27 protein-coding genes are annotated in these 26,438 nt (G+C 49.4%); 9 read left to right on the forward strand and 18 right to left on the reverse strand.

All coding sequences use genetic code 11. The features are described 5' to 3' along the window. Positions 1–112: 112 nt before the first annotated feature. The 3 genes from MHH48_RS27275 to MHH48_RS27285 are packed head-to-tail and all read left to right on the forward strand — an operon-like array spanning position 113 to position 2,165. Positions 113–799: a response regulator transcription factor gene (locus MHH48_RS27275; RefSeq protein ID WP_076324354.1), complete on the forward strand. Its 687-nt coding sequence runs from the start codon at positions 113–115 to the stop codon at positions 797–799. Beyond that, positions 796–1,194, forward strand: coding sequence for a hypothetical protein (locus MHH48_RS27280; RefSeq protein WP_256720694.1), 399 nt, complete (start codon positions 796–798; stop codon positions 1,192–1,194). The genes MHH48_RS27275 and MHH48_RS27280 overlap by 4 nt, the downstream gene beginning before the upstream one ends. After that, a complete protein-coding gene (locus MHH48_RS27285) occupies positions 1,101–2,165 on the forward strand; it encodes an ATP-binding protein (RefSeq protein ID WP_256720695.1) in 1,065 nt (354 codons plus the stop codon). Before MHH48_RS27280 ends, MHH48_RS27285 begins: the two co-directional genes overlap by 94 nt. A gap of 102 nt (positions 2,166–2,267) precedes the next feature. On the opposite strand, the gene MHH48_RS27290 is transcribed toward MHH48_RS27285, so the two are convergent. The 10 genes from MHH48_RS27290 to MHH48_RS27335 form a co-directional block, all read right to left on the reverse strand. Beyond that, complete coding sequence (locus tag MHH48_RS27290) at positions 2,268–2,837, reverse strand: manganese catalase family protein (protein WP_076324355.1); 570 nt, start codon at positions 2,835–2,837, stop codon at positions 2,268–2,270. Positions 2,838–2,927: 90 nt separating this feature from the next. Beyond that, positions 2,928–3,203, reverse strand: a complete 276-nt coding sequence (locus MHH48_RS27295; RefSeq protein WP_076324356.1) for a spore coat protein CotJB — start codon at positions 3,201–3,203, stop codon at positions 2,928–2,930. Positions 3,204–3,209: 6 nt separating this feature from the next. Then, complete coding sequence (locus MHH48_RS27300) at positions 3,210–3,431, reverse strand: spore coat associated protein CotJA (RefSeq protein ID WP_076324357.1); 222 nt, start codon at positions 3,429–3,431, stop codon at positions 3,210–3,212. Between the two features lie 148 nt (positions 3,432–3,579). After that, complete coding sequence (ytvI, locus tag MHH48_RS27305; RefSeq protein ID WP_076324358.1) at positions 3,580–4,611, reverse strand: sporulation integral membrane protein YtvI; 1,032 nt, start codon at positions 4,609–4,611, stop codon at positions 3,580–3,582. Between the two features lie 34 nt (positions 4,612–4,645). Beyond that, positions 4,646–5,971 (reverse strand): hemolysin family protein, encoded by a 1,326-nt coding sequence (locus MHH48_RS27310; RefSeq protein ID WP_076324359.1) that lies wholly within the window; start codon positions 5,969–5,971, stop codon positions 4,646–4,648. 25 nt (positions 5,972–5,996) lie between these two features. Next, a complete protein-coding gene (gene yfkAB / locus MHH48_RS27315) occupies positions 5,997–7,136 on the reverse strand; it encodes a radical SAM/CxCxxxxC motif protein YfkAB (RefSeq protein WP_076324360.1) in 1,140 nt (379 codons plus the stop codon). Positions 7,137–7,275: 139 nt separating this feature from the next. Then, positions 7,276–9,537 (reverse strand): MMPL family transporter, encoded by a 2,262-nt coding sequence (locus MHH48_RS27320; protein ID WP_076324361.1) that lies wholly within the window; start codon positions 9,535–9,537, stop codon positions 7,276–7,278. Between the two features lie 29 nt (positions 9,538–9,566). Then, entirely contained in the window at positions 9,567–10,652 is a 1,086-nt protein-coding gene (locus MHH48_RS27325; RefSeq protein ID WP_076324362.1) for an HD-GYP domain-containing protein, read from the reverse strand. 108 nt (positions 10,653–10,760) lie between these two features. Beyond that, positions 10,761–11,585 (reverse strand): undecaprenyl-diphosphate phosphatase, encoded by an 825-nt coding sequence (locus MHH48_RS27330; protein WP_076324363.1) that lies wholly within the window; start codon positions 11,583–11,585, stop codon positions 10,761–10,763. 69 nt (positions 11,586–11,654) lie between these two features. Continuing rightward, positions 11,655–13,088: a bifunctional UDP-sugar hydrolase/5'-nucleotidase gene (locus MHH48_RS27335; RefSeq protein WP_076324364.1), complete on the reverse strand. Its 1,434-nt coding sequence runs from the start codon at positions 13,086–13,088 to the stop codon at positions 11,655–11,657. A gap of 113 nt (positions 13,089–13,201) precedes the next feature. Between MHH48_RS27335 and moaD the strand changes: the two genes are divergently transcribed. Beyond that, entirely contained in the window at positions 13,202–13,939 is a 738-nt protein-coding gene (gene moaD, locus MHH48_RS27340; protein WP_076324365.1) for a molybdopterin converting factor subunit 1, read from the forward strand. Positions 13,940–14,026: 87 nt separating this feature from the next. Continuing rightward, the gene (locus tag MHH48_RS27345; protein ID WP_076324366.1) at positions 14,027–15,073 is read left to right on the forward strand and encodes an HD-GYP domain-containing protein; all 1,047 of its coding nucleotides are present in this window, start codon (positions 14,027–14,029) and stop codon (positions 15,071–15,073) included. Positions 15,074–15,346: 273 nt separating this feature from the next. On the opposite strand, the gene sufB is transcribed toward MHH48_RS27345, so the two are convergent. From sufB to MHH48_RS27375, 6 genes are all read right to left on the reverse strand, one after another. Further along, positions 15,347–16,744 (reverse strand): Fe-S cluster assembly protein SufB, encoded by a 1,398-nt coding sequence (sufB, locus tag MHH48_RS27350; protein WP_076324367.1) that lies wholly within the window; start codon positions 16,742–16,744, stop codon positions 15,347–15,349. Between the two features lie 33 nt (positions 16,745–16,777). Beyond that, positions 16,778–17,197 carry a Fe-S cluster assembly sulfur transfer protein SufU gene (gene sufU, locus MHH48_RS27355; protein ID WP_076324368.1) on the reverse strand — a complete coding sequence of 140 codons (420 nt, stop codon included), beginning with the start codon at positions 17,195–17,197 and terminating at the stop codon, positions 16,778–16,780. Continuing rightward, entirely contained in the window at positions 17,187–18,407 is a 1,221-nt protein-coding gene (locus MHH48_RS27360) for a cysteine desulfurase (RefSeq protein WP_076324369.1), read from the reverse strand. Before MHH48_RS27360 ends, sufU begins: the two co-directional genes overlap by 11 nt. Continuing rightward, positions 18,404–19,708, reverse strand: a complete 1,305-nt coding sequence (gene sufD, locus MHH48_RS27365) for a Fe-S cluster assembly protein SufD (protein WP_076324370.1) — start codon at positions 19,706–19,708, stop codon at positions 18,404–18,406. Before sufD ends, MHH48_RS27360 begins: the two co-directional genes overlap by 4 nt. A gap of 22 nt (positions 19,709–19,730) precedes the next feature. Further along, a complete protein-coding gene (gene sufC, locus MHH48_RS27370) occupies positions 19,731–20,513 on the reverse strand; it encodes a Fe-S cluster assembly ATPase SufC (RefSeq protein WP_076324371.1) in 783 nt (260 codons plus the stop codon). A gap of 445 nt (positions 20,514–20,958) precedes the next feature. Then, a complete protein-coding gene (locus MHH48_RS27375) occupies positions 20,959–21,435 on the reverse strand; it encodes a Dps family protein (RefSeq protein ID WP_076324372.1) in 477 nt (158 codons plus the stop codon). Positions 21,436–21,743: 308 nt separating this feature from the next. On the opposite strand from MHH48_RS27375, the gene mtnK reads away from it, so the two are divergent. Both mtnK and mtnA read left to right on the forward strand, forming a co-directional pair. Next, complete coding sequence (mtnK, locus tag MHH48_RS27380; protein ID WP_076324373.1) at positions 21,744–22,967, forward strand: S-methyl-5-thioribose kinase; 1,224 nt, start codon at positions 21,744–21,746, stop codon at positions 22,965–22,967. After that, positions 22,964–24,043 carry an S-methyl-5-thioribose-1-phosphate isomerase gene (mtnA, locus tag MHH48_RS27385; protein ID WP_076324374.1) on the forward strand — a complete coding sequence of 360 codons (1,080 nt, stop codon included), beginning with the start codon at positions 22,964–22,966 and terminating at the stop codon, positions 24,041–24,043. Before mtnK ends, mtnA begins: the two co-directional genes overlap by 4 nt. Positions 24,044–24,216: 173 nt before the next feature. On the opposite strand, the gene MHH48_RS27390 is transcribed toward mtnA, so the two are convergent. Continuing rightward, positions 24,217–24,519: a DUF1805 domain-containing protein gene (locus MHH48_RS27390; protein WP_076324375.1), complete on the reverse strand. Its 303-nt coding sequence runs from the start codon at positions 24,517–24,519 to the stop codon at positions 24,217–24,219. 220 nt (positions 24,520–24,739) lie between these two features. On the opposite strand from MHH48_RS27390, the gene MHH48_RS27395 reads away from it, so the two are divergent. After that, positions 24,740–25,291: a hypothetical protein gene (locus MHH48_RS27395; protein WP_076324376.1), complete on the forward strand. Its 552-nt coding sequence runs from the start codon at positions 24,740–24,742 to the stop codon at positions 25,289–25,291. Between the two features lie 86 nt (positions 25,292–25,377). On the opposite strand, the gene MHH48_RS27400 is transcribed toward MHH48_RS27395, so the two are convergent. After that, on the reverse strand, positions 25,378–25,758 hold the full coding sequence (locus MHH48_RS27400; RefSeq protein ID WP_076324377.1) for a DUF423 domain-containing protein: 381 nt from the start codon (positions 25,756–25,758) through the stop codon (positions 25,378–25,380). Positions 25,759–25,969: 211 nt separating this feature from the next. Between MHH48_RS27400 and MHH48_RS27405 the strand changes: the two genes are divergently transcribed. Next, positions 25,970–26,392 carry a hypothetical protein gene (locus MHH48_RS27405; RefSeq protein ID WP_076324378.1) on the forward strand — a complete coding sequence of 141 codons (423 nt, stop codon included), beginning with the start codon at positions 25,970–25,972 and terminating at the stop codon, positions 26,390–26,392. The last annotated feature ends 46 nt before the right edge of the window (positions 26,393–26,438 follow it).

Genomic DNA, 26,438 nt, shown 5'->3' on the forward strand with positions numbered 1-26,438 from the left:
GTGATGATGGCTTGCGGATTCCGTGAAATTTTCCATTCGCGGCTGGAAACCGTATATAATGGGGGGGATTTAAGGTTAAACCTAACGAATCAAAAGAAAGGCAGGATTCAGCATGGCACATACCTTGCTTCTTGTAGACGATGAACGCAAAGTCATTGAATTTATGGAGTCATTCCTCAGGCAAGAAGGATTTCAGATTATTACCGCTGCGACAGGTACGGAGGCTTTGGCCAAAGCGAGGGATTTCAAGCCTTCCCTGGTCATACTCGATTGGATGCTGCCTGAATTAAGCGGCATTGAGGTATGCCGCGAGCTCAGAAAATCAAGCCGTGTCGGCATCATTATGGTTACTGCAAGGATTGAGGAGACAGATAAACTAATCGGGCTTGAGGTAGGGGCGGATGATTATATGACCAAGCCTTTCTCACTCCGCGAGCTGGCTGCCCGGATTCGTTCTGTTCTGCGCAGAATGGAAGGCGGTTCGGTTTCCGAGGATTTGCTTGAGCGCGGCGAATTAACGATCTCGGAAACCCAATGCCGGGTATGGAAACGCGGCCAGGAGATACAGCTGACTCCTACCGAATTCAAGCTCCTTCTTACCCTCGCTTCCAGACCGGGCGTGGTATACAGCCGTCTGCAGCTGCTTCAAGCGGCCATGGAGGACGATATCCACAATGATGAACGGACCGCGGACGCCCATATCAGCCGGATCCGTAAAAAAGTAGAAGATGACCCTGCCGAGCCCATTTTTATAAAAACGGTGTATGGTTTCGGCTACCGGTTTGAACAGCAGCCATGAGTGTTGGACGTAAGATATTCATCGTGTTGTCGTCGTTTATTATCGGATTCAGCACCGTTTTCGTCCTTCTTACTTACATTGTGATCCGCGACTCCATGGATGTCATGCTGCAAACCTCGCGTGAAGAGGAGCTGAATCAGCTTGAGGCCAGGCTGCTCAGCTACTATGTGAAGAATGGGAACACCTTCCGTGCCATTCAGGATCAGGAATGGTTAAGCGAACGTCTACCAGTAGCCGACCACCAGGAAAGTATCCTGCTGGTATCCAGGGAACAAACGGTTCTCTTGCTAAGGGGGACGCGGTGGAAAAACAGATCAAACACTTGGGGGTTAAACGGACGTTATATTTTGAAGGCAAACCGATTGCGGACGTGTATTATTATGATACGGATATAGCAAACCTGTCCAAACTTCGAATTGGCACACCCACATCCATCATCATTCTGTTGGGAGGCGGCACCATCCTCTTCGTCCTGCTCTCCCTCGGAGCCGCCTACTGGATATCGCGGAGGCTTACTGCGCCGCTGCGCAAACTCGTACCGGCCATCGAACGCCTCGGGCAGGGCGAGTACGGTATCCAGGCTCCCGTTACCTCGGAAGATGAATACGGGAAGGTCGCGGTTGCTTTTAACGGAATGTCTTCCAGACTCGAACAGTCCGAGATGGTTCGTCGCAATCTGGTGGCTGATGTCGCACATGAGCTTCGAACACCGCTGACGATCGTCAGAGGCAAGCTGGATCTGCTTCAGCAGAGCGTGCAACCGATCCAGCCGGAACTATTGCTTCCCATCCAGGATGAGTTGATTCGCTTAACCCGTCTTGTAGGAGACCTTCATCAACTATCACTGGCCGAAGCGAAGCAGCTGCCGCTGGTTCGGAAACCTACGGACATGCTGGATCTGCTGGGTCAGATTCAGGAGCGCATAGAGCCAGATGCCGATGCCAAGAATTTGACCCTGCGTTTAACGAGCGCTACGGAACACACTTCCGTTCCTGTGGATCCAAGTCGCATCACACAGGTGTTTCTGAATCTATTCATCAACGCGGTTCGGTATACACCCCAAGACGGGCTTGTCCACATCACGTTACAAGAGGAGCCCGCTTCCGACATGCTACGGATTGATATTCGGGATACAGGCCCAGGCATTGACGCCCAGCATCTTCCCTATCTCTTTGACCGCTTCTACCGCGCGGATGAAGCACGTGCACGGCATCAAGGCGGTATGGGACTCGGTCTGGCGATTGCCAAGGAATTTATCGTATCTCACGGTGGCACGATTCAGGTGGAGAGCCAGCAGGGGCAAGGAACTACATTTACGGTCCGGCTACCCTATCATGACTCGGATCAGCAGTCGCACGGGATATAATAGCCCCATACTCCTATCCAACATAAACAAACAGGCCCGGACAGATATCGACCGGGTCTGTCATTGGTTATACATTTGAATGTCGAAACGATCTCCTCTCCCCTAGAATATTTTTTTCGTTGCCCGATCCTCCTTGATGATCTCTACGGCTTCCCTGAAGCGGATGGAATGGATGATTTCTCGTTCCCGCAAAAACTTGAGACTGTCCTGCAAATCCACATCATCCGTCATGTCGATGAGCCATTGATATGTAGCACGTGCCTTCTCTTCTGCCGCAATGTCCTCATACAAGTCCGCAATCGGATCGCCTTTTGCTTGAATATAGGTTGCCGTAAACGGAACCCCTCCGGCATTCTCATAATACAGCGCATGATCGTGATTGACATAATGCGCGCCCAATCCGGCAGCCTCCATCTCCGAAACCGTGGCATCTTTCGTCAATTTAAACACCATGGTGGCAATCATTTCAAGGTGTGCAAATTCCTCTGTCCCGATATCATTCAACAATCCGATGACCTTGTCAGGAATGGTATACCGCTGATTCAAGTAGCGGAGTGCTGCCGCTAGCTCCCCATCAGCCCCACCGTACTGCTCAATCAAGAACTTCGCCATCCTTGGATCACATTTACTTACGCGTACCGGATACTGAAGCTTTTTTTCATATACCCACATGAGATCTTCCGCCTCCTTGTTCTCGCTTTTCCTCTTCATGAGGGCTGCATGCAGGTGGTGAAGAGGGCAGCAGCCCGCTTGCCAACACCGTCAAACCTGCCAAGGCCAAGGACCTTGGGCCCATTCAAACGGATATCTGGAAAAAGCACGGCCAAAATTTTGCAGCGGCCCATACAGCTCTTGAAATTGCTTCGCAAGCACAGTCCTTTCCTGGGTTAGTTTGTTGAACTGCTCGATGCTCTTCAGGTCATCCGGATGGGTGTCCAAATACAGGTTCAGCTCCACCAGGACAAAATCCAATGCCTGCAGCTGCTCCAGCATTTCGTAATACTTCAGATCTCCAACCTGGGGTCTGGCTTCATTCACCGCCGATCACTCTCCTTTGAATTTTCGCGAAGTATACGGGCTATACAAGGATGGCCATAACGTTCCGTGTCTCAACGCCTCGGCAGGGCTGAACTGCGGCAGTCCGGTCGGCTGAAACACGACATACTGGTTGACAGGCACCACATACGATCTGTAGAGCTTGGGAGGGCAAGGATCGAATGGCGAATGAAATACCGGGTATACGCGCACCTCTGGATTTTCCTTCAAGGGTATTCCTCCTTATGTTTACTTTCCGTTGTTATCAATGGCTCTTCGTATTTAACATATGTCTTCCGCCCAGAAAATGAACTCCAAAATGACAAAAAACCCTCTTCCCTGGAATATTTCCGGGAAAAGGGTTCTCGTTGAGTTGTCCTCAAAATTTAATTTTGATTTGGAACAAGCCGGCTTTACGCATAGCAGAATAGATAATAACGACCAAAGGGCCGATAAAAAATCCGATCACACCCACCAGTTTAAATCCGATATACATGCTGACCAGGGCAGGCAATGCGCCGATTCCGACGGCATCCCCTATGACCTTCGGTTCCAGCACGCGGCGGATTACCGTAATCAGAATGAACATGAAGATCAAGCCAACCCCTGTAAAAATATCGCCTACTGCAAGCAAGTAGATAGACCATGGTATCAATACGGAACCTACACCCAGAATCGGCAGAATGTCGACAATGGTGACAAGCAGAGCGATGGCAAGCGGATAGTTAACGCCTAATACCAGCAAGCCGAGCAGCGTGATCACGTACGTAAACAGGCTGAGAATCAGCTGTGCCCGTAAAAAGCCGAAAATTGATTTTTTCAGGCTGATCAGCACTTCGTTCACCTGCGACTGTGATGTCTCATCGAATAGCGACAACACTTTCTCACGCATCGTATCGAGGCTGAAAGCGAACAGGAACACCGCTACACAGAATACAATGAACGTGACGAACAGGTTCGGCAGCGTTTTGGCAAAGGACAAAAATGTTGATGATACCGAATTGACAAGCGACCGTATATAGGAAGAAATATTCGACATGAATTCGGTAAGACTGTCGGCAAGCCCCGGCGAAATGCCGTTCAGCATGTCTTGCGCTTGAATAATCGTATGCCGAAGGAATTCGTTAGCCCCGTCAAAATATTGCGGAGCCCGGCTCCAATATTCGACGAGCTGGTTAAACACCTGCAGACCGATCAAATAAGCCAACAGCAGCATCAAAAGAAGGAATAGCGTGCTTGTCACCGTTGCGGCCGCGATGCGGTTCAACCGAAGCCTTTTCATTAAGAGCCGATTTAACGGCTCCAATGCAATAGCAATCACGATGGCCAACAAGAACGGAGCTCCAACGGTAAACATTCCGTACAGCAACAGGAGGCCGAGACCGACAAATATGAGCTGCTTAATCGACATAATCCACTTCCTAACAAATAGAGTCTTGCTAGTTCTAGGTGAAGCTGCTCTCGAGCTTCTGATGAATCATGACGCGAGTTACACGCAATCGTGTAGACTCCTCTACCTCAAAGACCACCCCGTCAAAGATGGTTTTCTTCCCAACAGCCGGGTTCCCTTCAAGCTCCTTGAATAACCAACCGCCAATGGAATCCACGTTATGCTCTTCAATCATCAAGCCGGTCAAATCATTCACTTCTTCAATGAGCATCCGCCCATCCACTGAAAAGTACTCATCATACACTTCAATTTCAGGCCGCTCATCTTCAAATTCATCGTACAGGTCCCCAACAATCTCTTCCAGAATCTTCTCAGCTGTCAGGATACCGGCCGTCCCTCCATATTCGTCCACCACGAGCGCAAGCTGCTCATGTCTTGCCTGCATCTTCCGCAGCACCTCGCTGATCTCCGTCGATTCCGATACATCCATAATTGGTCTCATCAAGGAAGCCAGATCACGCTGCTTATCAGGCTCCGCCAGCAAGAGATCGGTAATGTGGACAAACCCGATAATGCGGTCTTTGTTGTCCGTTGCAACCGGGTAACGGGAATGCTTCGTCTCATTGACGATCTGAAGATTCTCTTCCAAGGTATAATTGGTGAAAAGAACGTCCATGTCCGTCCTTGGCAGCATAATTTCTCTGGCTCTCAAGTCAGAAAAATCGAACAGGTTGTCCATTAATTTCATCTCGTTCTCGTCAATGACACCGCTCTTTGCGCTCTCGTTCATCAGAATCCGAATCTCTTCCTCGGAGTGGGCTGCTTCGGCCTCACTTGCCGGCTCGATGCCGACCATCTTCAGAATACGATTAGCGGAAGCATTCAGAACCCAGATCACCGGCAGAAAAATGCGATAAAACCAGAGCAGCGGCGCCGACAGAATCAGAGCCGTCCCCTCCGTCCGCTGAATAGCCAAAGACTTCGGTGCAAGCTCCCCTAACACAATATGCAGGAAAGTGATAATACAGAATCCCACCGCAACCGATATCGTGCTAATCAATCGTTCATCCGTAAAGCCAATGCTATGCATAATGGGAGCCACCAGCAATTCTGAAATGGCAGGCTCCCCAATCCAGCCAAGACCCAGGGAAGTTAAGGTGATCCCAAGCTGAGTTGCGGATAAATACGCATCCAGCTTCTGATTTACTTTCAGGGCAATGCCAGCCAGCCGGTTCCCTTCGCTAACGAGCTGGGTCAACCGGGATTGACGCATTTTCACCAGTGAAAATTCGGCAGCTACAAACACGCCGTTCAACAAAACGAGCAGGAAAACCAAGAGCAAATTCAAAATCAGTTTCCCGACCTCAAATTCCTCCGCCATGATGACACGCCTTCTTTCTAGAGTTCTAGTTTGTCTTTGCTTGCCTTGACTTGAAATCCACACCCTGGTAGTACATGTCCGCCACCAACAGGTTCGGCCCACAGCAGCTCACTGCATCGCAGTGACAGTTAACTGTTTGATTCAACGGGTGTCCCGTTGTCCATTCATTAAAAATATCGTCAAGCTTCTGTTCCTTAATATTACCAAACGCCGGGATATCAGCAAAATCCGTTACATACACATCGCCCGAGAATAAATTCACATTCACCCGATTACGACCATCCGGATCATTCCGGACCGTTACGTTCGGTTCTTGCCGCAGACGGCGAATGATCTCTTGGTCATGATCATCGGAGCTGCAGGCATAGAAGGGCAGCGTTCCGAACAGCATCCACATGTCCCGATCCCGGACATCGAGCAGATGGTGGATGGCAGCTTTCGTGTCATTCAAGGACAATACGGGCAGAGCGGAAGCAAAGTTTGAGGCATACATCGGGTGAACCTCGTGCCGTTTGCAGCCCATATCCTTGATCAGCTTGTGGATGCCGCTGAGTTTCGTATGCGTCCGATAGTTAATCATCGATTCAGCAGATATGTACATACCCGCTGCACTCAGCTTCTCCGAATTGACCAGCATCGTATCGTACATTTTGTATGCCGTCTCCTTGGAGACAGAACGTGCGCTATTTGCAAATCCGACCTCATAGAAGTCATCCCCGTTCAAATAATTGAATGAGATATGCATAACATCCAGATAAGGCAGCATTTTCTCATACCGACTAATATCGAGCGTCAGATTGGAGTTAATCTGGGTCCGGATGCCCCTTTCCTTGGCATACTTGAGCAAGGGAACAATCACGTTGTCCACCGTCTTGCCCAAAAATGCCGGTTCTCCACCCGTCAGACTAATCGTCTGTAGATGCTCTACCTCGTCCAGTCGCTTCAGCATCGTATCGAGAGGCAGCATCGGGGCTTCCTTCATGACAAGCATATCACCAACAGCGCAATGCTCACAGCGCATATTACAAAGATGCGTCACTGTCATTTCCACACTGGTCAGCACATGACGACCATGCTCGCGCAGTGAAGTTATCGGATCCCACGGATCATAACTCGGCGAAATGGGCCTTACGGCTGATGGAAATGGCTGTGCTGTATTACTCATGGTTCTCTCACCTTATTTCTTTGAATTACCGATTCATGCAGTACAACTTACGCTTTATGTACTCTACGGCTTTGATAATGTCCATTATATGATTATAACATACCCAAACAGAAGGCTTCTGCTTGTTTCGTCTGGGAAATCATCCGGTTTCCCTAGGTTTGTCTGAGCGTTCCTTGGAAGTAAGTTTGTGTGCCGGAAACATCCACCTTGGACTCCACCAATTCGCTTTGCCCATCATCTTCATAAACGCAGGCACAAGCAGCACCCGAATTACGGTAGCATCCAGCAGAACGGCTGCTGTTAGGCCTAAACCGATTGCTTTCATCACTTCATTATCCGTAAATACAAACGCACCCACAACGACGGCCAGGATTAAGGCAGCGCTTGTAATCAACCCGCCCGTGCTCTCCAGACCTTCAGCTGTGCTGAATTCGTTGTCCCCCGTCCGTTCATAGTTCTCCATCATACGCGAGAGCATCATGACTTCATAGTCCATCGATATGCCGAACACCACACAGAATATCAGAATCGGCAAAAGCGCAAAGATAGATCCCGTAGAGGAAACACCCAGCCACTGCGCGCCTATCCCCTCTTGAAATACCCACACTACAATACCGAGTCCGGCGCCGAGGCTGAGCATATTCATTATGCTTGCTTTTAAAGGGAGCACGACCGATCGAAACGCCAGGAGGAGAATGACATAGGTAACTACAAATACAAAAACCAGAACATAGGCGATTTTCTGATGGATGGCATCCATGATGTCCAGTTTGTATGCGGGACTTCCAGTGACATAGGTCGTCAGCTCATGAGTATCCATCGTCCTTAACGCTCGGACAAGCTGCATTGTAAGTGCATGGGATTCCCCATATTCTGGGATCACGGCGACGGCTGCTATATTCCCCCTTACAAAACGATGCTGCTCCAGCTGCTGGCGGATATCTTCGCGGGATAAATACTTCGATGCTTCCACTACCGATCCTCTGCCAATGCTCAGATAACTCTCTACCTGCTTCACACCCGGCATCATCCTGATTTCATCCGTATATGCCTTCATTAGCTCGATGCTGCGCGACTCCTCATAAGAGGCCGGAAGCTCCACCGCCACAACGATCGAATTCAATTCACGTTCGTCATAAGCCTGTGTGAGCAGGTCGTGACCATAACGGGATTCATAGGCTGGGGGAAGCACATCGGCTGCGGGGATCGCGATATTCATGTGCCTAACAGGATAAATCGCCAGCAACAGTAAACCGATCGCTGCGATTGAGATGGTTACAGGATGCGCCATGACAAATCTGGAGAGCTTTCTCCACATACCGGAGGTCTGCCGTGCCCGGAGCGTTCGATATGCGGCAGGGAATAGAGGGAGCGTTTCTATACGCGGGCCCAATATTCCCAATAATGCGGGAAGAAGTGTGTTACCGGCCAGCACCGATAACAGCACGACGGTAATGCCGCCTATGCTGAAGGAACGGAAGATCGGCAGGTCTATGAAACTCATCGCCACGAAACCAATCAACACAGCCGCACCGGAGAACATCACCGCTTTGCCGGCGGTTGCGCAAGTGACAGCCAGGGCAGTCCCCACATCTCCGCTCCGTGCCCGCATCTCTTCTTTGAAGCGGCTTACGACCAGCAACGCATAATCGATACCCACGGCCAGCCCCAACATCGTTACAACATTCGGAAGGAAATTGCTGATCGAACCGTCGGCCGAAGCGACGAAATACAGGATTCCCATCGTCACCACCACGCTGGCAACACCGGCTAACAAAGGCAGGATCGCGGCAGTCAATGTTCCGAATACGACCGCCAGAATGAGCAAAGCTGCGGGAATGCCTACCATCTCGGCATGGATGATATCGCTTTTGACGGCTTGGTTCATATCGGCGAAGATGGCGGTATTCCCTGTTATGTAAGTATCCGCTCCCGTGATGCTCGGAACCGAATCTCGAATCTCTTCAAACTGCTTCAAGGCTTCCGTGGAATCCAGATCCAGCAGCACCGTCACGGATACGATATGATCCTGGCCTGCCTTATGAGCTGCCATATTCATATAAATATCCCTGACATAGGGACGGGCTCGCAAAGGCGCAAGCTCCGTCAATATTCGCCTCTGCGCCGTGCCTGCCGTCAGATTCTCATCGTGCTGACTGACTACGACAACATCCAACGAGGCTGCCGACAATCCTAATCCCTCTTCCAGCTTCTCAATCCCGATCTGGGCCGGACTATCCTTCGGCGTAAACCCGTTGTGCTGCAGAATGGACGGCAGCTTAAACGCAAACGGAAGCAGCCCGCAAAACAAAAGAAGCCAGGTCACAACAATGGCTTTACGGTAGCGATATATCTGTCGCCCCCATGTATGCAGCAATGTTGTATGGCTGTTACGTCTCACGAGTCAACCTCCTTAAGTGTAAGTTTGATCTATGGTGCTCGTCCGATACCAGCGATCATAATGGCCAGCGTTTCCGACAAATCCAATTCGTAAGGTGCAGATAGCGGTGTGCCTTCGGCATCCGTTAATACGCGGACAACGGGGCGATGAGGCACATGTGCGTGAATTTTGGATACCACTCCACTCTCACCCGTATGCAATTTCACGGTGATCCCTGGAGGATATATCGCTACCCGATCCCGAAACATGGCCAGGAATGACTGTTCATACAGTGTTCCCGAGCCTGCATACATCACCTCTACCGCTTGATGCGGCAATAAGGCAGGCTTGTACACCCGCTGTGTTGTCATCGCGTCGTAAGAATCCGTAATCGCAATCCATTTGGCGTATTCATGGATCTCAGATCCTTTCAAGGCTCTGGGATAACCGCTGCCATCCAGGCGCTCATGATGTGACAAGGCGCAATGCGCTGATAACAGCGGAATGTTGGGTTCATCTTTCAATATTTTGAACCCGATCTCCGTATGCTTCTGAACCTCGCGAAATTCTTCTTCACTCAAACGTCCTGGATGATTCAGCAGCTCCTGGGATATCCTCGTCTTGCCGATATCGTGAAGCAATGCCCCCAAGCCCAGCACCTTCAGATCCTGCCGATTATACCCGTAAGACACACCAAGAACCGTTGAATACAGACATACGTTAAGAGAATGACGATACAAGTTGTAATCGTTCGTATTCATATCGGTCAGCAGCACCATGCACTCGTCATGATCCGATATTTCATCCATAATAGACTCCATCATTCCAGAGAACGTTTTGCCTAAATGAAGGAAGCTTCCCTTCAGAGCAGCCTGGCTCTCCAGGGTCTTGAAGCTCGTCCGAATTGACTGGATCGCGTGCAGCCGAGTTTCCTCGGTCAACAACTCCGGAACCACGATATCCTCCGTCATCGGTTCCTCGATATAGACATACCCGAGTTCCAACGTGCCCAGACGGCGGATCAGCCCTGTTGTCAGCTCCACGCCTTCGGCAAGCAGAATTAAACCATCGCTATTATATATTCTTTTACCAAGAACCATCCCCGGCCTCAACGCGTTGATAGGTATAAGACGCAAAATCCGTCACTTCCTCTGCTATTCTCAAACTTGTGTGGGATATAGCGTCTAGTCTTCAGTGGATCACGATACGAAGAAGCCGGATCTCCTCCTTGTGTCTTCTCCTGCTTAATGCATGATAAACAGCCAAAAAACGGCAGCGAGAACAAAACGGTAGATCGCAAAATGAGTAAGCCTTATCTTCTGTATGAGCTTCATGAAGGCCAAGACGACAAAATAAGCGACAACAAACGAAACGATAAATCCGGCAAGAAATACACCGATCGTATCTAAAGTAAAATATCGATAAGAATCCAGCAATTCATATCCGGATGCAGCACACATAATGGGAATTGCGATAATAAACGAGAAGTCGGCCGATGCCTTATAGCTCACACCGCTAAGCATCCCCCCGGAGATGGTGGATCCCGAACGGGAAAATCCCGGCCATAATACGGATATGATCTGGTAGACGCCAATCTGAAAGGCCTGTTTATATGTCAAGTCATCCAAATCATGCGATGTCACTTGAACTTTATGTTTATTGTACCATTCTGCAAAAATCATAAAAATACCGCCGGCAACGAGTGCAAACAACACGGTCTGAGCATGGAACAGGCTCTTGATGAAATCCCTCGCAAAGAAAGCAACCAGCAGGGCCGGCGCAATCCCCAAAAAGATATGGATCAAATTCAATCGTCTTCGATGCATCTTCTTGGTCAATGGTTCACTTCGGCTCCAGCCGAGCAGATTCAAAATCCGATTCCAGTAAACAATCGCGATCGCCATAATAGCGCCAAGCTGAATAACAACCTCAAACGTCTTCATGATCGGAGTTTGATCGTCGTAACCGAGCACCTTAGCCGTCAAGATCATATGGCCTGTGGAAGACACCGGAATGAATTCGGTCAGTCCTTCCACAATCCCCAGTATAATGGATGTGATAAAATCCATGATCCTTCCCCTCCTTACCTTTGTCCTCCTCATATGTATGCTCGGCCCAAGGAAGTTAGTCGGGGATTGTCAGGATAACCAGCGTGGAATCATGGACTCTTCAAGCGAACCGGGCCTCGAAAGCTCACTTCGCAGCAAGTCTCTAATAAACTCCGGCAGCATATATACCGTGTCCTTGCCAAGTGACAACGACTCATATCCGATTTTGAAAGTGAACATGTCGAGTGTTCCCACCTTGTATTCTCGCTGCGGCTCTAGCGGTTGTCCCTTCATGGAGATATGCGTGATCTTGCGATAGGGCTCTCCGTTCTTGTCATAGTGAATCTTCAAGCCATCGACAGCCAGGCCGCCTAATATATAACCGCGGAAGCCAAAGCCCAGTATCTTCTTCCCGCTGAACTCCTGGAGCAGGCTTTCCTCAAGTGCTTGATAAATATGTTCTCCGCGCAGCTTCACGACACAGGGATTAATCGGGGACGGACACAGGCCATGGAGCATGCCGGTACTGATCTCGCCCTCCGGCAGCGGTCCTAGCAGCTGCCCCGAGTTCACGATAGAAAAATCAGCATCCGTATGCTGCAGCACTGCCTGAGCCAGCAGGTTCGCAAACGGCGACTCCTCCTCATAGTGAATGGGCAGACTACGGTCAATAACGGCTACGGCCTCCGTTAATTTCTCCCTTGCCAGCTCATGGTGTTTCATGATCGCCTGCTCTACGATGGGTTCCATCAAGTTTTTATCCACGGGCAGCAGACTTCCCTCTATACAGGTAAAGCGATCTTCTGCATGATCGCGCTGCATGACAAGGCGACCTACGAGTTGTCCGAACTTGCCTGCACCGCACACGGCAGTCTTCCCAATCATCAGAGGCTCCTCAAGGATGTGATGGGTATGACCGCCTAGAATAACATCAATCCCCTCAACATTTTCTGCTAATCTTTTATCAATCGTTAGTCCTAAATGGGATAAAACGATCATGATATCACACTGGCCCTGAAGCGCTCGCACTTGCTCAGCAATAGCCTGCACCGGATCTCCGGCTTCCCAGCCTAACAATTGATAAAATCCTGCAAAAGCAGCCGTTGCGCCGGTGAGCCCGATTCGAATGCCTTCTCGTTCCAGGATCACATGCGGCTTCATCCATGAAGGAGGTTTACCGCTCTTTGTCTCGATTATGTTGCAGCACACAACGGGACACTGCAGTCCGGCGTATACACTCTCCAGAACATCATACGAAATGGTGAGCCCTTCGTTATTGCCAATCGTGATGGCGTCGTATCCTGTCAAATTAATGACATCCACATTGGCTTGGCCCATCGTGCCTTCAGTTTCCACCGATGCCCGGTCCATATGATCACCGATATCCAGCACAATTGCCTTATCACCGGCAACCGCCTTTTCCCGGGAAATAAGTGCCGCCACATTACTCATCATTTCAAAATGGCTGTGAATATCGTTGGTATACAATATCGTCAGCTTCTGCTTGTTGCTTCCTAACCCCATCTGGCGGCCCCCTCCCCATGTTCGTTATTCCATAATTTCCGGTCTTACAAGCATAACATTTTAGCGAAGATTATGGTATATTGTAGCCCATAAGAATTACGAGGTGATGAAGAATGTCAACAACCATTTCTATACTATTATTTGCAGGATTAGCTGATCGAATCGGCACAGCTTCACTTACATTTAACGTACCGGGCTTTCCCCTTACAGCCGGGGAATTGAAGCTGCTTCTTAGCGGGGCTTATCCTGATGTCCAATCCCAGATTTCCACGGCTTTCGTCGCGGTCAATCAAGAGTATGCGTTATCGGATCAGCTTATTCAAAGCGGTGACGAGGTAGCTCTGATTCCACCTGTGTCCGGCGGTGACGGAACCGCCCCGCAAGACTCCAGATCCAGGTCCTCGGCAGATGGGAAGTGCTCTATATCCTACGACCAGCTGTCCGTAGAAGCAACCATTGCCAAAGTTCATGATGATAATCATGGAGCAACGCTTTCCTTTGTAGGTACAACGCGAGAGATGACCGGCCAGATGCGAACGGTTACGCTGGAGTATGAAGCATATATCCCGATGGCGCTAAAAGAGATGCAGCAAATATGCGCTGACATTTTTCGACAATGGCCCGGCACGCAATGTGCGATTTCCCACCGTATCGGTACGGTCGGCATTGGAGAAACCAGTGTTGTTATCGCTGTATCCTCCCCGCATCGGAATGCATGTTATGAGGCCAGCCGTTATGCCATCGAACAATTGAAGCGATCCGTCCCAATCTGGAAAAAGGAGATCTGGGACGATGGTTCGGAATGGAAAGGACCGCAGACCGGACCCTGGGACCCAACCGTTAGGCAATAAGTCATGATTACACATTGTAAAACCATAATTTTCTTGCTAAGATAGTTTTGATCTTTTTACTTATATAAGGGCAAGAGGTGCAATGATTTGAGAGTACATGTCACGGACCTGATACCCGGTGATCAAATGCAGGATGATGCTTACAACACAAACGGCGTTCATGTTCTACAAAAAGGAGCAACCCTTCGTTTAGAGGATATATCCAAGCTATTGCAGCACGGTATCGATTACATAGAAATAAACCCACGCAAACTGTCCGTATCCCTCGATTCATCATCTGAAATTTCAGATTCATACAACAAGGTTAAACCCCATTTCAATCTTGCATTTGACGGGTGCTCCACCTTATTTACCGAAGCGTCACAAACCGGTAAATTCAATGAGTCCGTTGTGGATGATGTTTTCAAACCCTTAGTCGGCTCTCTGAATGAGCATACGGATGTGGTCTCCTTGCTTCTGCTTTTTAATGGTAAAGACGATTATACCTACAGGCACTCCATTCAAGTAGGAATGTTATCGTACTATATCGCGGATTGGATGGGTTACTCCGACAAGGAAGCTTATGAAATCGGCAAAGCGGGCTATCTCCATGATATCGGCAAAAGCAAGATTCCAAGGAATATACTGGACAAGCCAGGGAAGCTGACTTCTGAAGAATATGAGAAAGTGAAGCTGCATACCATCTATGGTTACGAGATGATCTCCGAATCCATGGAAGATAAGGTCACCGCTATGGTCGCACTCCAGCACCATGAACGGGATGATGCTTCCGGCTATCCACGAGCGCTCCGTGCAGACCAGATTCATCCATACTCTCATATTTGCGCTGTAGCCGATGTATATAGCGCGATGACAACGAACCGGGTCTATCAATCCAAGCAGCAGCTGTTAACCGTACTTCGGGAGCTGTATCGTCTTAGTTTCGGTAAACTGAACGGCAAGCCGACGCATGCCTTCATCCAGCAGATGCTGCCGAACTTTATCGGTAAAAAGGTTCTGCTGACGACAGGCGAATCCGGCAGTATCGTCATGAACAATCCTTCGGATTACTTCCGTCCGCTTGTGAAGACTGAGGATCGATTCATCGACCTCTCCAAGGAATATAATACCGAGATCCAAGAGATTCTTCTGTAACCGGCCTTTTCGCCTAAGACCCCTTATGAATAGCCCATATAACCGTCAGACTAGTATGCTGGCGGTTTTTTCATGCGCTTTTGTGACATTTCTCACATCCCCTCACTCTTGATTTCTGGCAAAATAAAAGGCGTGTCCTATCGAGACGACTCACGCAACTATAAAAGTCACATTGAATCAACATAATATAAACAATCCCAGCATCCCCAGCATTAAAAAAGGAGCAAATCACTCGTGCCCGAGTGATTTGCCCCCTGTGTATATAAGAACTATTTAGCCGATACTGCCTTCCATCTCAAACTTGATGAGTCGATTCATCTCAACGGCATACTCCATCGGAAGTTCTTTGGTGAATGGCTCGATGAAGCCCATAACGATCATTTGCGTAGCTTCAGACTCGCTAAGGCCACGACTCATGAGGTAGAACAATTGTTCCTCGGACACCTTGGATACGGTCGCTTCATGCTCCAGTGTAATGTTGTCATTCTTGATCTCATTGTAAGGAATCGTATCAGACGTCGATTCATTATCGAGGATGAGTGTATCACACTGGATGTTGGCTTTCGCGCCTTCTGCATTGCGTCCGAAGGAAGCCAGTCCACGGTATGTTACTTTACCGCCATGCTTACTAATGGACTTGGATACGATCGTAGAAGTCGTGTCCGGTGCCAAGTGAATCATTTTGGCTCCTGCATCCTGATGCTGGCCTTTGCCTGCTACAGCGATGGACAATACCATCCCTTTAGCACCGCGACCCTTCAGGATAACAGCAGGATACTTCATTGTCAGCTTGGAACCGATGTTGCCGTCCACCCATTCCATCGTTGCATTCTCTTCAGCAACGGCACGCTTGGTCACGAGGTTGTAGATGTTCGGCGCCCAGTTCTGAATGGTTGTATAACGAACGCGCGCATTCTTTTTACAGATGATCTCGACCACCGCACTGTGAAGCGAGTTCGTGCTGTAGATTGGCGCTGTACATCCTTCTACGTAGTGCACGAAGCTGTCCTCGTCCGCAATGATCAGCGTACGTTCGAATTGGCCCATGTTCTCGGAATTGATTCGGAAATACGCTTGCAGCGGAATTTCACATTTCACGCCTTTTGGAACATAGATGAAGCTTCCGCCAGACCATACGGCACTGTTCAGTGCAGCGAATTTGTTATCCGTTGGAGGCACCACTGTTGCAAAGTATTCTCTCAAGATCTCAGGATGCTCTCTGAGAGCTGTATCGGTATCCATGAAGATAACGCCTTGATCCTCAAGATCCTTTTGCATGTTATGGTAAACAACTTCGGATTCGTACTGTGCGGATACACCCGCAAGGAACTTCTGCTCTGCTTCCGGAATACCCAATTTATCAAAGGTTTCCTTGATCTCAGTAGGAACTTCCTCCCAAGTCTTGCCTTGCTTGTCGGAAGGTCTTACATAGTACTGGATATCGTTGAAATCCAGCTCGTCGAGATCGCCGCCCCAGCGAGGCATTGGCATTTTCTCGAACTGCTCCAGTGATTTCAAACGGAATTCCAGCATCCATTCCGGCTCGTTCTTGATTTTGGAAATTTCCGTTACGACTTCACGCGTCAAACCTTTGCCAGTTTGAAAAATAGCTTTGTGCTCGTCACGGAAACCATATTTATATTCTCCAATTTCTGGTGCTTTTTTAGCCATTTAACTTACCTCCCTATCGATCTATTGATTCACTTACTTCGCGTCTATTCCTTTTCGGAGTGCGTTCCACGCAAGAGTTGCGCATTTAATGCGTGCAGGAAACTTGTTAACACCGGATAGGGCTTCAATATCCTCGTACTCGTCAAAATCTACAGCCTCGCCTTTCATAAGGGAGGAGAACCGATCCGCCAGACTGATCGCTTCATCCAGCGTTCTGCCTTTTACAGCGTCCGTCATCATCGAAGCGGAAGACATGCTGATGGAGCAGCCTTCCCCTGTATATTTGGCATCGGCTACTACGCCGTTCTCTACCTTAAGCTGCAAGGAAATGCGATCTCCGCAAGTCGGATTGTTCAAATCGATGGTTACTACATCGTCTTCAAACTTGCCGCGATTGCGGGGGTTCTTATAATGATCCATGATGACACGTCTGTACAAATCGTCAAGTTGCATCGCCAAAATACTCCTTTGTCTGGATTAAGGCGCTAACTAATCGATCAACGTCCTCTTCTGTATTATACAGATAAAAGCTCGCGCGTGCCGTAGAGGATACTTTTAACCAACGCATAAGCGGTTGACAGCAATGATGTCCTGCACGAATAGCAATCCCCTGTGCATCCAGCACGGTTGCCACGTCATGCGGGTGAACGTCGCCAAGGTTAAATGTAACGAGGCCTACTTTACGCTCACGGGGACCGTAAATGGAAATGCCTTCGATCTCGGAGAGGCGGTTCATGGCGTAAGCCGCAAGCTGCGATTCATGCTGCTCGATGGCATCCATTCCGATTTCCTCCAGGAAATCGATGGCAGCGCCCAAACCGACAGCCCCTGCAATGATAGGCGTCCCTCCCTCAAACTTCCAAGGGAGTTCCTTCCAGTTCGACTCGTACAATCCAACATCATTGATCATTTCTCCGCCGAATTCGATCGGCTCCATTGATTCCAGCAGCGCCTTCTTGCCGTATAATGCGCCGATACCTGTTGGAGCGCACATCTTATGGCCGGACAAAGCGTAGAAATCGCAATCCAGGTCCTGGACGTCCACTTTCATATGCGGTGTGCTCTGCGCACCATCCACCACAATGACGGCACCGTGGCGGTGCGCGATTTCCGCCATTTGTTTCACGGGATGTACAACGCCCATCACGTTGGATACGTAAGCGATGGCTACAACCTTGGTCCGTTCGGTAACGAGTGCCTCTACATCTTCGACACGGATCGTGCCGTCAGGCTGCAGAGGAATATATTTCAGCGTAGCGCCAACGGCGATAGCCGCCTGCTGCCACGGTATGAGATTACTGTGATGCTCCATTTCCGTCAGGACAATTTCATCCCCAGGACCGCACACAGAGCGCGCGTAGGACGAAGCTACCAGATTTAGGGCCGTCGTCGTACCGCGGGTGAAAATAATTTGCTCCGAACTCTCGGCATTAATAAAACGGGCAACCTTCTCCCTGGCTCCTTCATAAGCATCAGTAGCACGGCTGCCGAGTGTATGAACCCCGCGGTGTACATTGGAGTTCTCCCACTCGTAGTACCGCTTGATAGCATCTATGACCACCTGCGGCTTTTGCGATGTCGCGGCATTGTCGAGATATACCAGCGGATGTCCGTTGATCTCCTGATGAAGAATGGGAAATTGCTCACGGACAGAGGCGATCATTGTCCCAGCTTCCTTTCAACGAGCCCCTGCAGTTGGTCGCGAAGTCCCTCAAGCGGAATTTCGCTGACTACCGGAGCCAGGAATCCGTATATAATCAAGGATTCTGCCACGGTACGCGAAATACCACGGGACATCAGGTAGTAAATTTGCTCCTGATTCACTTGTCCTACGGACGCTGCGTGTCCAGCTGTTACATCATCCTCGTCAATCAACAGAATCGGGTTCGCGTCACCGCGAGCTTTCGGGCTGAGCATCAGCACACGCTCGGTCTGTTGTCCGTCCGCCTTCGTTGCACCCTTCTCGATCTTGGTAATTCCGTTGATGATGGCTTGTGCCTCTTCGCGCATAACCGCACGGGTAATCATCTGGGATTCGGAGCTCTTGCCATAATGCTTCGCTCGCGTGGTGTAGTTGAGCTTCTGGGATCCGGAACCTACCGCGATGACTTTTGCATCAGATGTCGAGCCGTTGCCCTTTAGGATACTCATGGTATCGCTAGCTGTATCGCCATTGTTCATTTCACCAACGATCCACTCGATCGAAGCGTCATTGTCCAGCATCGCACGACGGAATGTAACATCGGTTACTTCCCCAGCCAATTGGTGAACGGAAGCATAACGCACCTTTGCGCCATTGTTGGCGAATACTTCCACCGCTCCGTTATGGGTCAACGGTGCTGCCAGAGAATCCGATACGTAGTTGTCTACATAAGTGATCTGACTGTTCGCTTCAGCTACGATCAGCACATGCGGAGCAAATGTTGCTTCGGCATCATCCGTCAGCATCACCGCCTGCAGAGGTACATCGACCTCCACATTCTTAGGAACATAGAGGAACACCCCGCCGTTCCATACGGCAGCATGCAGAGCGGCCATCGAATGCTCGTCATTCTTAAGCGCTTGATGCAGATAAGGTTTAACCAAATCCGCGTGTTCTTTAACCGCTGTTTCCAAATCGGTGAAAATCACGCCTTTGGCGGCAAGTTCCGGAGCCAGACTTACATATACGGTTCCCGAGTTGCGTTGAATAACCAAGCCGCCTTCTCTTGAACCTTCGACAAGTTTGGCTACCTGTTCTGGCAATTCGTCAAGGGAAGCAAGTTTGTTGCTCTCTTTATACTCACCATAGCTTTGGATGTTCCAGCGCTCGATGCGTTGTTTCTCCAGCTTGGGCAGTTCCAACTGGCCAGCCAGTTCCAGGGAAGCCAAACGGCTGTCTGTCAGCCAGGCCGGTTCCTGTTTACTTTCGGACAATGCCTTCAGAGCCTCAGCGTTGACCGGAAGAATGGTTTGTGTAGTCATATCGTTTCCTCCTCCCGTCTATTTACGCGTCTTGACCTACAGTTTCATCAGTAATGCCCAGCTCTTCCTTAATCCAGTCATAACCTTCTGCCTCCAGGCGCTGTGCCAGTTCAGGGCCGCCGGATTTTACGATACGTCCTTGCATCATCACATGAACGTAATCTGGAGTGATATAGTTAAGCAAACGTTGATAGTGGGTAATAATCAAGAAACCGCGTTCCTCGGATTTCATGGCATTGACACCGTTCGCCACAATTCTCAAAGCATCGATATCAAGACCGGAGTCGATTTCGTCAAGCACGACGATTTTCGGATCCAGCATCATCATTTGCAGGATTTCGTTACGTTTCTTCTCACCACCGGAGAAACCTTCGTTCAGGTAACGGTGAGCGAACTCAGGATTCATCTCGAGCTCCTTCATTTTGCCTTCCATTTGACGAATGAACTTGATCAGGGAAATCTCATTGCCTTCACCCCGGCGTGCGTTGATGGAACTGCGCAGGAAATCGGAGTTCGTAACGCCGGCGATTTCGCTTGGATATTGCATGGCCAGGAACAGACCTGCGAGGGCGCGCTCGTCAACTTCCATCTCCAGCACGTCTTCATCGTTAAGGAATACTTTACCTTCTGTAACTTCATATTTAGGATGCCCCATCAACGCGGAAGCCAAAGTACTTTTGCCTGTACCGTTTGGTCCCATGATGGCATGAACTTCTCCGCCCTTCATCTCAAGGTTGATACCTTTAAGGATCTCCTTGCCTTCGATTGTTGCTTTCAATCCTTCAATGACAAACTTGGTTGACATATTAGATTCCCTCCGTTGAATAGGTAGTGTATTGTTGTCCTATATGATAACAGGATTGGACGCCCTGATTTCATAAAACAAAAAATAATTCTTTATTTATAATCATTCTAAACTGATTATCAATGATTCTCAAGCCATTTTATAATAAAATATGACGTATTTCAACCGGACAAGCGTTTTACAGACAACATTCAGACAACCGTAACAATTAAAAAAACAGGCATGACCGATAGACCGGCCAAGCCTGTTTCGTTCGCCCTGTTCCCCTTCCTATCTGCTAATGCTCCTGAGAATCATTACTGCATCCGGCACCGGCGTTTATCGCGCGTTGACAGACGGTGCTCAGGTCAACATCACGAGCTAAGGCACACGGCACGGTAACCGGCAACCTTAGCTCTTGCAAAATTCAAGGAAAGAACAGGCATCACTCTGTTGTATTCACGCTTTATCCAAGGAACGAACGAAGCATCCACATATGCTTCTCAAGATCAGCCTTAAACCCGGTGAACATGTCCGCTGTTGGCGCATCTCCGGCTTCCTCAGCCATTTCAATACCTTCCGCCAGCTCCTCAGATACGGTTGCAAAGTCCTCAATCAAAGCTTGTACCATGCCGCGGGTATCCTCGTTGCCCGAAGCCTCCTGGACTGTCGCAAGTTCCAAATATTCTTTCATCGTTGCAGCAGGTTTGCCTTTAATCGAGAGCAAGCGCTCCGCAACCTCATCCATTTTAAGTGTAACTTCGTCATACAGTTCTTCGAATTTAACATGAAGGGAGTAGAATTGCTCTCCGGTTACATACCAGTGATAATTGTGGAGTTTGACATAGAGCACGTTGAAGTTCGCAACCTGCTGATTCAACAATTGCTCCAGACTTGCGTTCTTCGTTTTTCCTGCAGCTTTGCCAGATGTAGTTTTTGCCATGGTTAATCCCTTCCTTTTCTATATGAAATGCACCCTGTACTGCGTCAAAGGAACATTCGGCAGAGCGGTGTATACCCATTGTAACTGGTACCATCTGCTAATGCCATTCCTTCCTTAATATATGAGTACATCCTGTGCTGGGGCGTCTATTTATAGTTTACCCTTAGGACTACAAGGCGAATCAGTTTAAACAAACCTTTCGTCTTGCCAAAAAATTATACAAAATTCGCGAAAAAACGTTATACTAGGTAATACCAAGCAAAAAAGTTGGCTTTGTTTTCTTCTATTATATTTGGGGGTGACCATCCATGTCTGCATATCATCCGCTGAACGCGGAAGAAGCTATACAATTAGCTAAAAGTATACCCGGCCGGTTCCCGGACCATGCCCAGCTCGAATGCCACGAAATCGGCGACGGCAATCTCAATCTGGTGTTTCATGTCACCGCCAAAAATACAACTGATAGTATCATTATCAAGCAAGCTGTTCCTTATGCAAAAGTTGTAGGCGAATCTTGGCCGCTGTCTCTCGACCGGGCCCGCATCGAACGTCTCGCGCTGGAGACAGAGTACTCCATTTGCCCCGACCTCGTGCCCAAAGTATACGGTTATTCGGATGAGCTCGCCTACACGGTAATGGAAGACCTGAGCGAGTATACCATCATGCGCAAAGGCCTGATCGAAGGCAATGCCTATCCGAAGTTCGCAGAACATATTGGCCGCTTCATGGCCAGAACCCTGTTCTACACGTCGGATCTGGGGATGAACCAACAGAAGAAGAAGGAACTTGCCGGCCGCTTTGTCAATCCGGATTTATGCAAAATCACCGAAGATTTAATCTTCGAAGATCCATACCGCGAATCCACCAATAACAATTATGCGCAGAGCATCGCCGATGAAGCCGAAGCCCTCCGTGCCGACCTGCCGCTTCACTTTGAAGTCGCGCTGCTTCGGGAGAAGTTTCTGACTCACGCACAGGCTCTGCTGCACGGGGATCTGCATACAGGCAGCATCTTCGTCACGCCGGAATCGACCAAGGTCATCGACCCGGAATTCGCTTATTTCGGCCCGATGGGTTTCGATATCGGTGCGGTCATCGGCAATCTGCTGCTCAACTATGCGGCGCAGCCGGGCTGGAGTCAGGACGAGCATACGATGGCGACCCGGGAAGCCAGACTCCTCGAGATGGCAAGCGACGTGTGGACCCACTTCGAGAACAACTTCCGCATGCTGTGGAACGATGATCTCTTGGACGAAATGTCCCGGACACCAGGTTATCAGGACCATTATGTATCACAGATTTTGAAGGACACCGCAGGATTCGCAGGCTGTAAAATGATCCGGCGCATCGTCGGATTGTCCCATGTTGCGGACATTGACACCATAGCCGATGATAAAGCCAGAGAAGCTGCGCAGCGCAAAGCGCTTGCTATCGGCAAAAATCTCGTGCGTCATCATCGCAGCATCAAGTCCTTTGAGGACATTTTAACTTTGATCACACAAGCAACTACAGGAAATGAGGTATCGATATGAGCGGTATGACTACCGGCAATGCCAGCACCTATGAACCGCTAAGCTCGGTTTATTGGGGGGGAGACCATCTGGTCCTACTGGACCAGCGTTTACTCCCGGAAGAGATTGTCTATCTCCAGCTCTTCACACCGGAGGAAGTCTGGGAAGGCATTCACTCCATGAAAGTCCGCGGCGCGCCGGCTATCGGCATCGCGGCAGCATTCGGCGCGGTCCTTGGCGGCATGCAGGTTGAAGCCAGCGATAACGAGGGATGGCTGCAGCAAGTCGTAAAAACTTGCGCTTATCTCGCCACTTCCAGACCGACGGCCGTCAATCTGTTCTGGGCGCTGGACCGTATCAAGCTTGCGGCTGAGAAGCTGGCAGAATCGAAACTGGATACGGCCGGACTGAATGCATCGCTGCTCGCCGAAGCCGAGGCTATTCGGGCCGAGGACGAGGATGTATGCCGCCGCATCGGCGAAAACGCGCTGCCGTTCTTCAAAGAGGGTATGGGTGTGCTTACCCACTGCAACGCGGGCGGATTGGCGACTGCCAAGTACGGGACCGCACTGGCACCGATGTACCTCGCTCATGAGCAAGGGATGAACATCAAGGTGTTCGCCGATGAGACAAGACCTGTCCTGCAAGGCGCGCGTTTAACTGCGTTTGAACTCCAGCAGGCGGGGATCGACGTGACACTGCTGGCGGATAACATGGCCGCCATGGTCATGTCCAAAGGGTGGATACAAGCGGTGATCGTCGGTACGGATCGCGTTGCCGCAAACGGCGATGTCGCCAATAAGATCGGAACGTATGGAGTAGCGGTACTTGCTAAAGCTCACGGCATTCCTTTCTACGTGGCGTGCCCGCTGTCGACGATTGATCTGAATACGAAGACAGGCGCCGATATTCCGATTGAGGAGCGGCCAGCGGAAGAGATCACGGAAGGTTTCGGCAAGCGCACAGCCCCACAAGGCGTAAAAGTGTACAACCCTGCCTTCGACATTACGCCGAATGAGTATGTGACAGCGATCATTACGGAAAAAGGCGTCGTGCAAGCTCCTTATCATGAGAGCTTAAAAAGCTTGTTCGAATAGCCGCCATATCCGAATGTTTTATGGCATCATAAAACGGACAAACGGCCCTCCAGCCGTATTGTCCGTGTTTTTTTGCGGTTTGCATGTTAGTGCATTTAGAGTTGATACTTTCTTATCTCTAAAAAAAGAGCGATCCGCACGGGAATCACTCTTGTAACGTAAGGATACATGACTCATAACATGCGTAGGATCGCATCCTTGCCAGCCAAGCCAGGATGAATGCCCCATTTCTCCGCCTCCAGGGTTACCGATTCCAGCGGCGCCTCCAGCAGCTGCTCCAATGTGCGAACCCCTACGGCTCTTCCTGCGATAATCTTGCGGTCCGCAAGCTTTTCGTTAAGAAGGCCCACATCGAGTGCACCGCACATAATATAGCCGCGGGAAGTGTATACGGCCAGCAGCGTTGTTTTCGGAAGCTGTACCTCGACGCCCATAACAATATGTCCTTCAATATCGATCGGCAGTAAAGTCACCAATATCAACAAACCTCCCCTCGCGTCGGCTTAGAATTATGTTTATTCTTTTGCAACCGACATGGTGCGAATGTCTCTGATATTATGCATTCCAACCTACGTATATGGTGCGAATGACTCGTAAGTCAATAGAATAAAGATGAAATACATATGACATTAGGACTATTATTATTCGAAAATTATGGTATATTTGATTCAGTAGAAAACATGTGAAAGCTGGTGAATGATAAAAGCTATGAACACAATTCCTGTCACCGATGATAACGGCTTTTTATTCAACGTTGATATTCTGGTCAAGAGTTCCTCCAACGCACTGGCTTTGCAATATTTGCTAGAAATGCTGAACGACAAGGCTGAAGTCGTCGATTTCCGGGTTAAGTCCGGAATGGAACTTGGAGAAATTATCAACACCTTGGTTCAAGCCAAGAAAGATTCCGTTATTAGCAAAGCTTCCGGGAAGATGGCTTCTGCCGCTTCTCAGAAAGAGAAACCTGTGCCACCTGCGACATCCTCGCCGGAAAAAAAGATCGCTGCAAGCGTACCCCCTGTCCAAACTCCACTCACCGGAAGTGATCCTTTCGAATGGATTAAAGTATACAGTAAGGACAATCGCCTTGTTCGCCTGACAACCAACCGCCACGGCAAGCAGACAAGTCTGCCCTGCCGGATTCTCAACTATGATGAAAGCAATTTCCTGGTCAACGTTTATCATGTCGATGAGAAACAGGTGTATACCTTCAAGCTCAATGAAATTGACGAGTTCAGCGTCAGCTGAGTCGGTACCACATCAACGGAATCCATTTTAAAAAAAACGGCTTCGCCGCCCCATAAGAAGGGATCGGTGAAGCCGTCTTTTTAACATCAAACATTTTTTCGGGAGAGCGCCGAAGACATCAGCATCAGCCAGCCCACGATAAAGGAGACACCGCCGATCGGCGTGATCGCCCCAAGCCACTTGATGCCGGATATACTTAACACGTAGAGACTTCCGGAAAATATGACGGTTCCCGCGATGAATAAAGTCCCTGCCCAGAACAGCTTCCGGGATTCGCCCAGAACCTTCGCCACAATCCCCGCAATCAGCACCGCAAGTCCGTGAATCATATGATAATGAACTCCGGTCTCATAAATGGCAAGTTCGTCCGGCGTAATCTTATCCTTCAGCATATGGGCACCGAATGCCCCGATAGCGACAGACAATGCCATCAGGATCGAACCCCATACAATGAATCTACGACTCATGCCTTTTCAACCCCTTTTGTCAGTGGACACCCGTGTCCTTATGTAATCAAATTAAGTTTAACGGATTCGAAGAAGCTTTTCCACCGGCATGCAAGCGCTTTGGACTTGATTTCAGGGCCATTTTGTGAAAGATTAATAAGGATGTCTTTTTATTGAAAACCCACATGTACCTATTAGAGAATGAATTCTTAAGTTAGGAGCGATTAAACACATGGATCAACAATCACCTTCCTCCCCATCCGAGGACCAAGGTTCACCCAAACGACCTAAAACCACATTTATTCCACCCGAGGACAGAAAAAACTCTCGCTTCGGCATCGCCTCATTCATACTGTCGATCGTGACGCTGCTCGGGTATATTCTACTCGGCGCACTCGGCACAACGATGATTGAGCCTTACATGACGGAGAATGGACCGATCCTTGAACCGACTCAGGAAACGCTGGAAGCGATGACCACGCTGGCGGCCGTGTTCATCCTCGTCATGGTCATTAATATCGTCGGCTTGGTGCTTGGCATTGTAGGCTGCTTCTCCAAAACGCGCAAGCGTGTCGTTGCCGTCATTGCTACCATTGTGAACGGCGTAGTCATTATCACCATCGGAGCCCTTTTCCTATTCGTATTAAGTGCTTAAGGAGCACCACTTCGAGACACTTGCCTAATTCATCTTTAGGTTAAGT

This window comes from Paenibacillus sp. FSL F4-0100 (assembly GCF_037993005.1).
In the GTDB taxonomy this organism is placed as follows: domain Bacteria; phylum Bacillota; class Bacilli; order Paenibacillales; family Paenibacillaceae; genus Paenibacillus_AQ.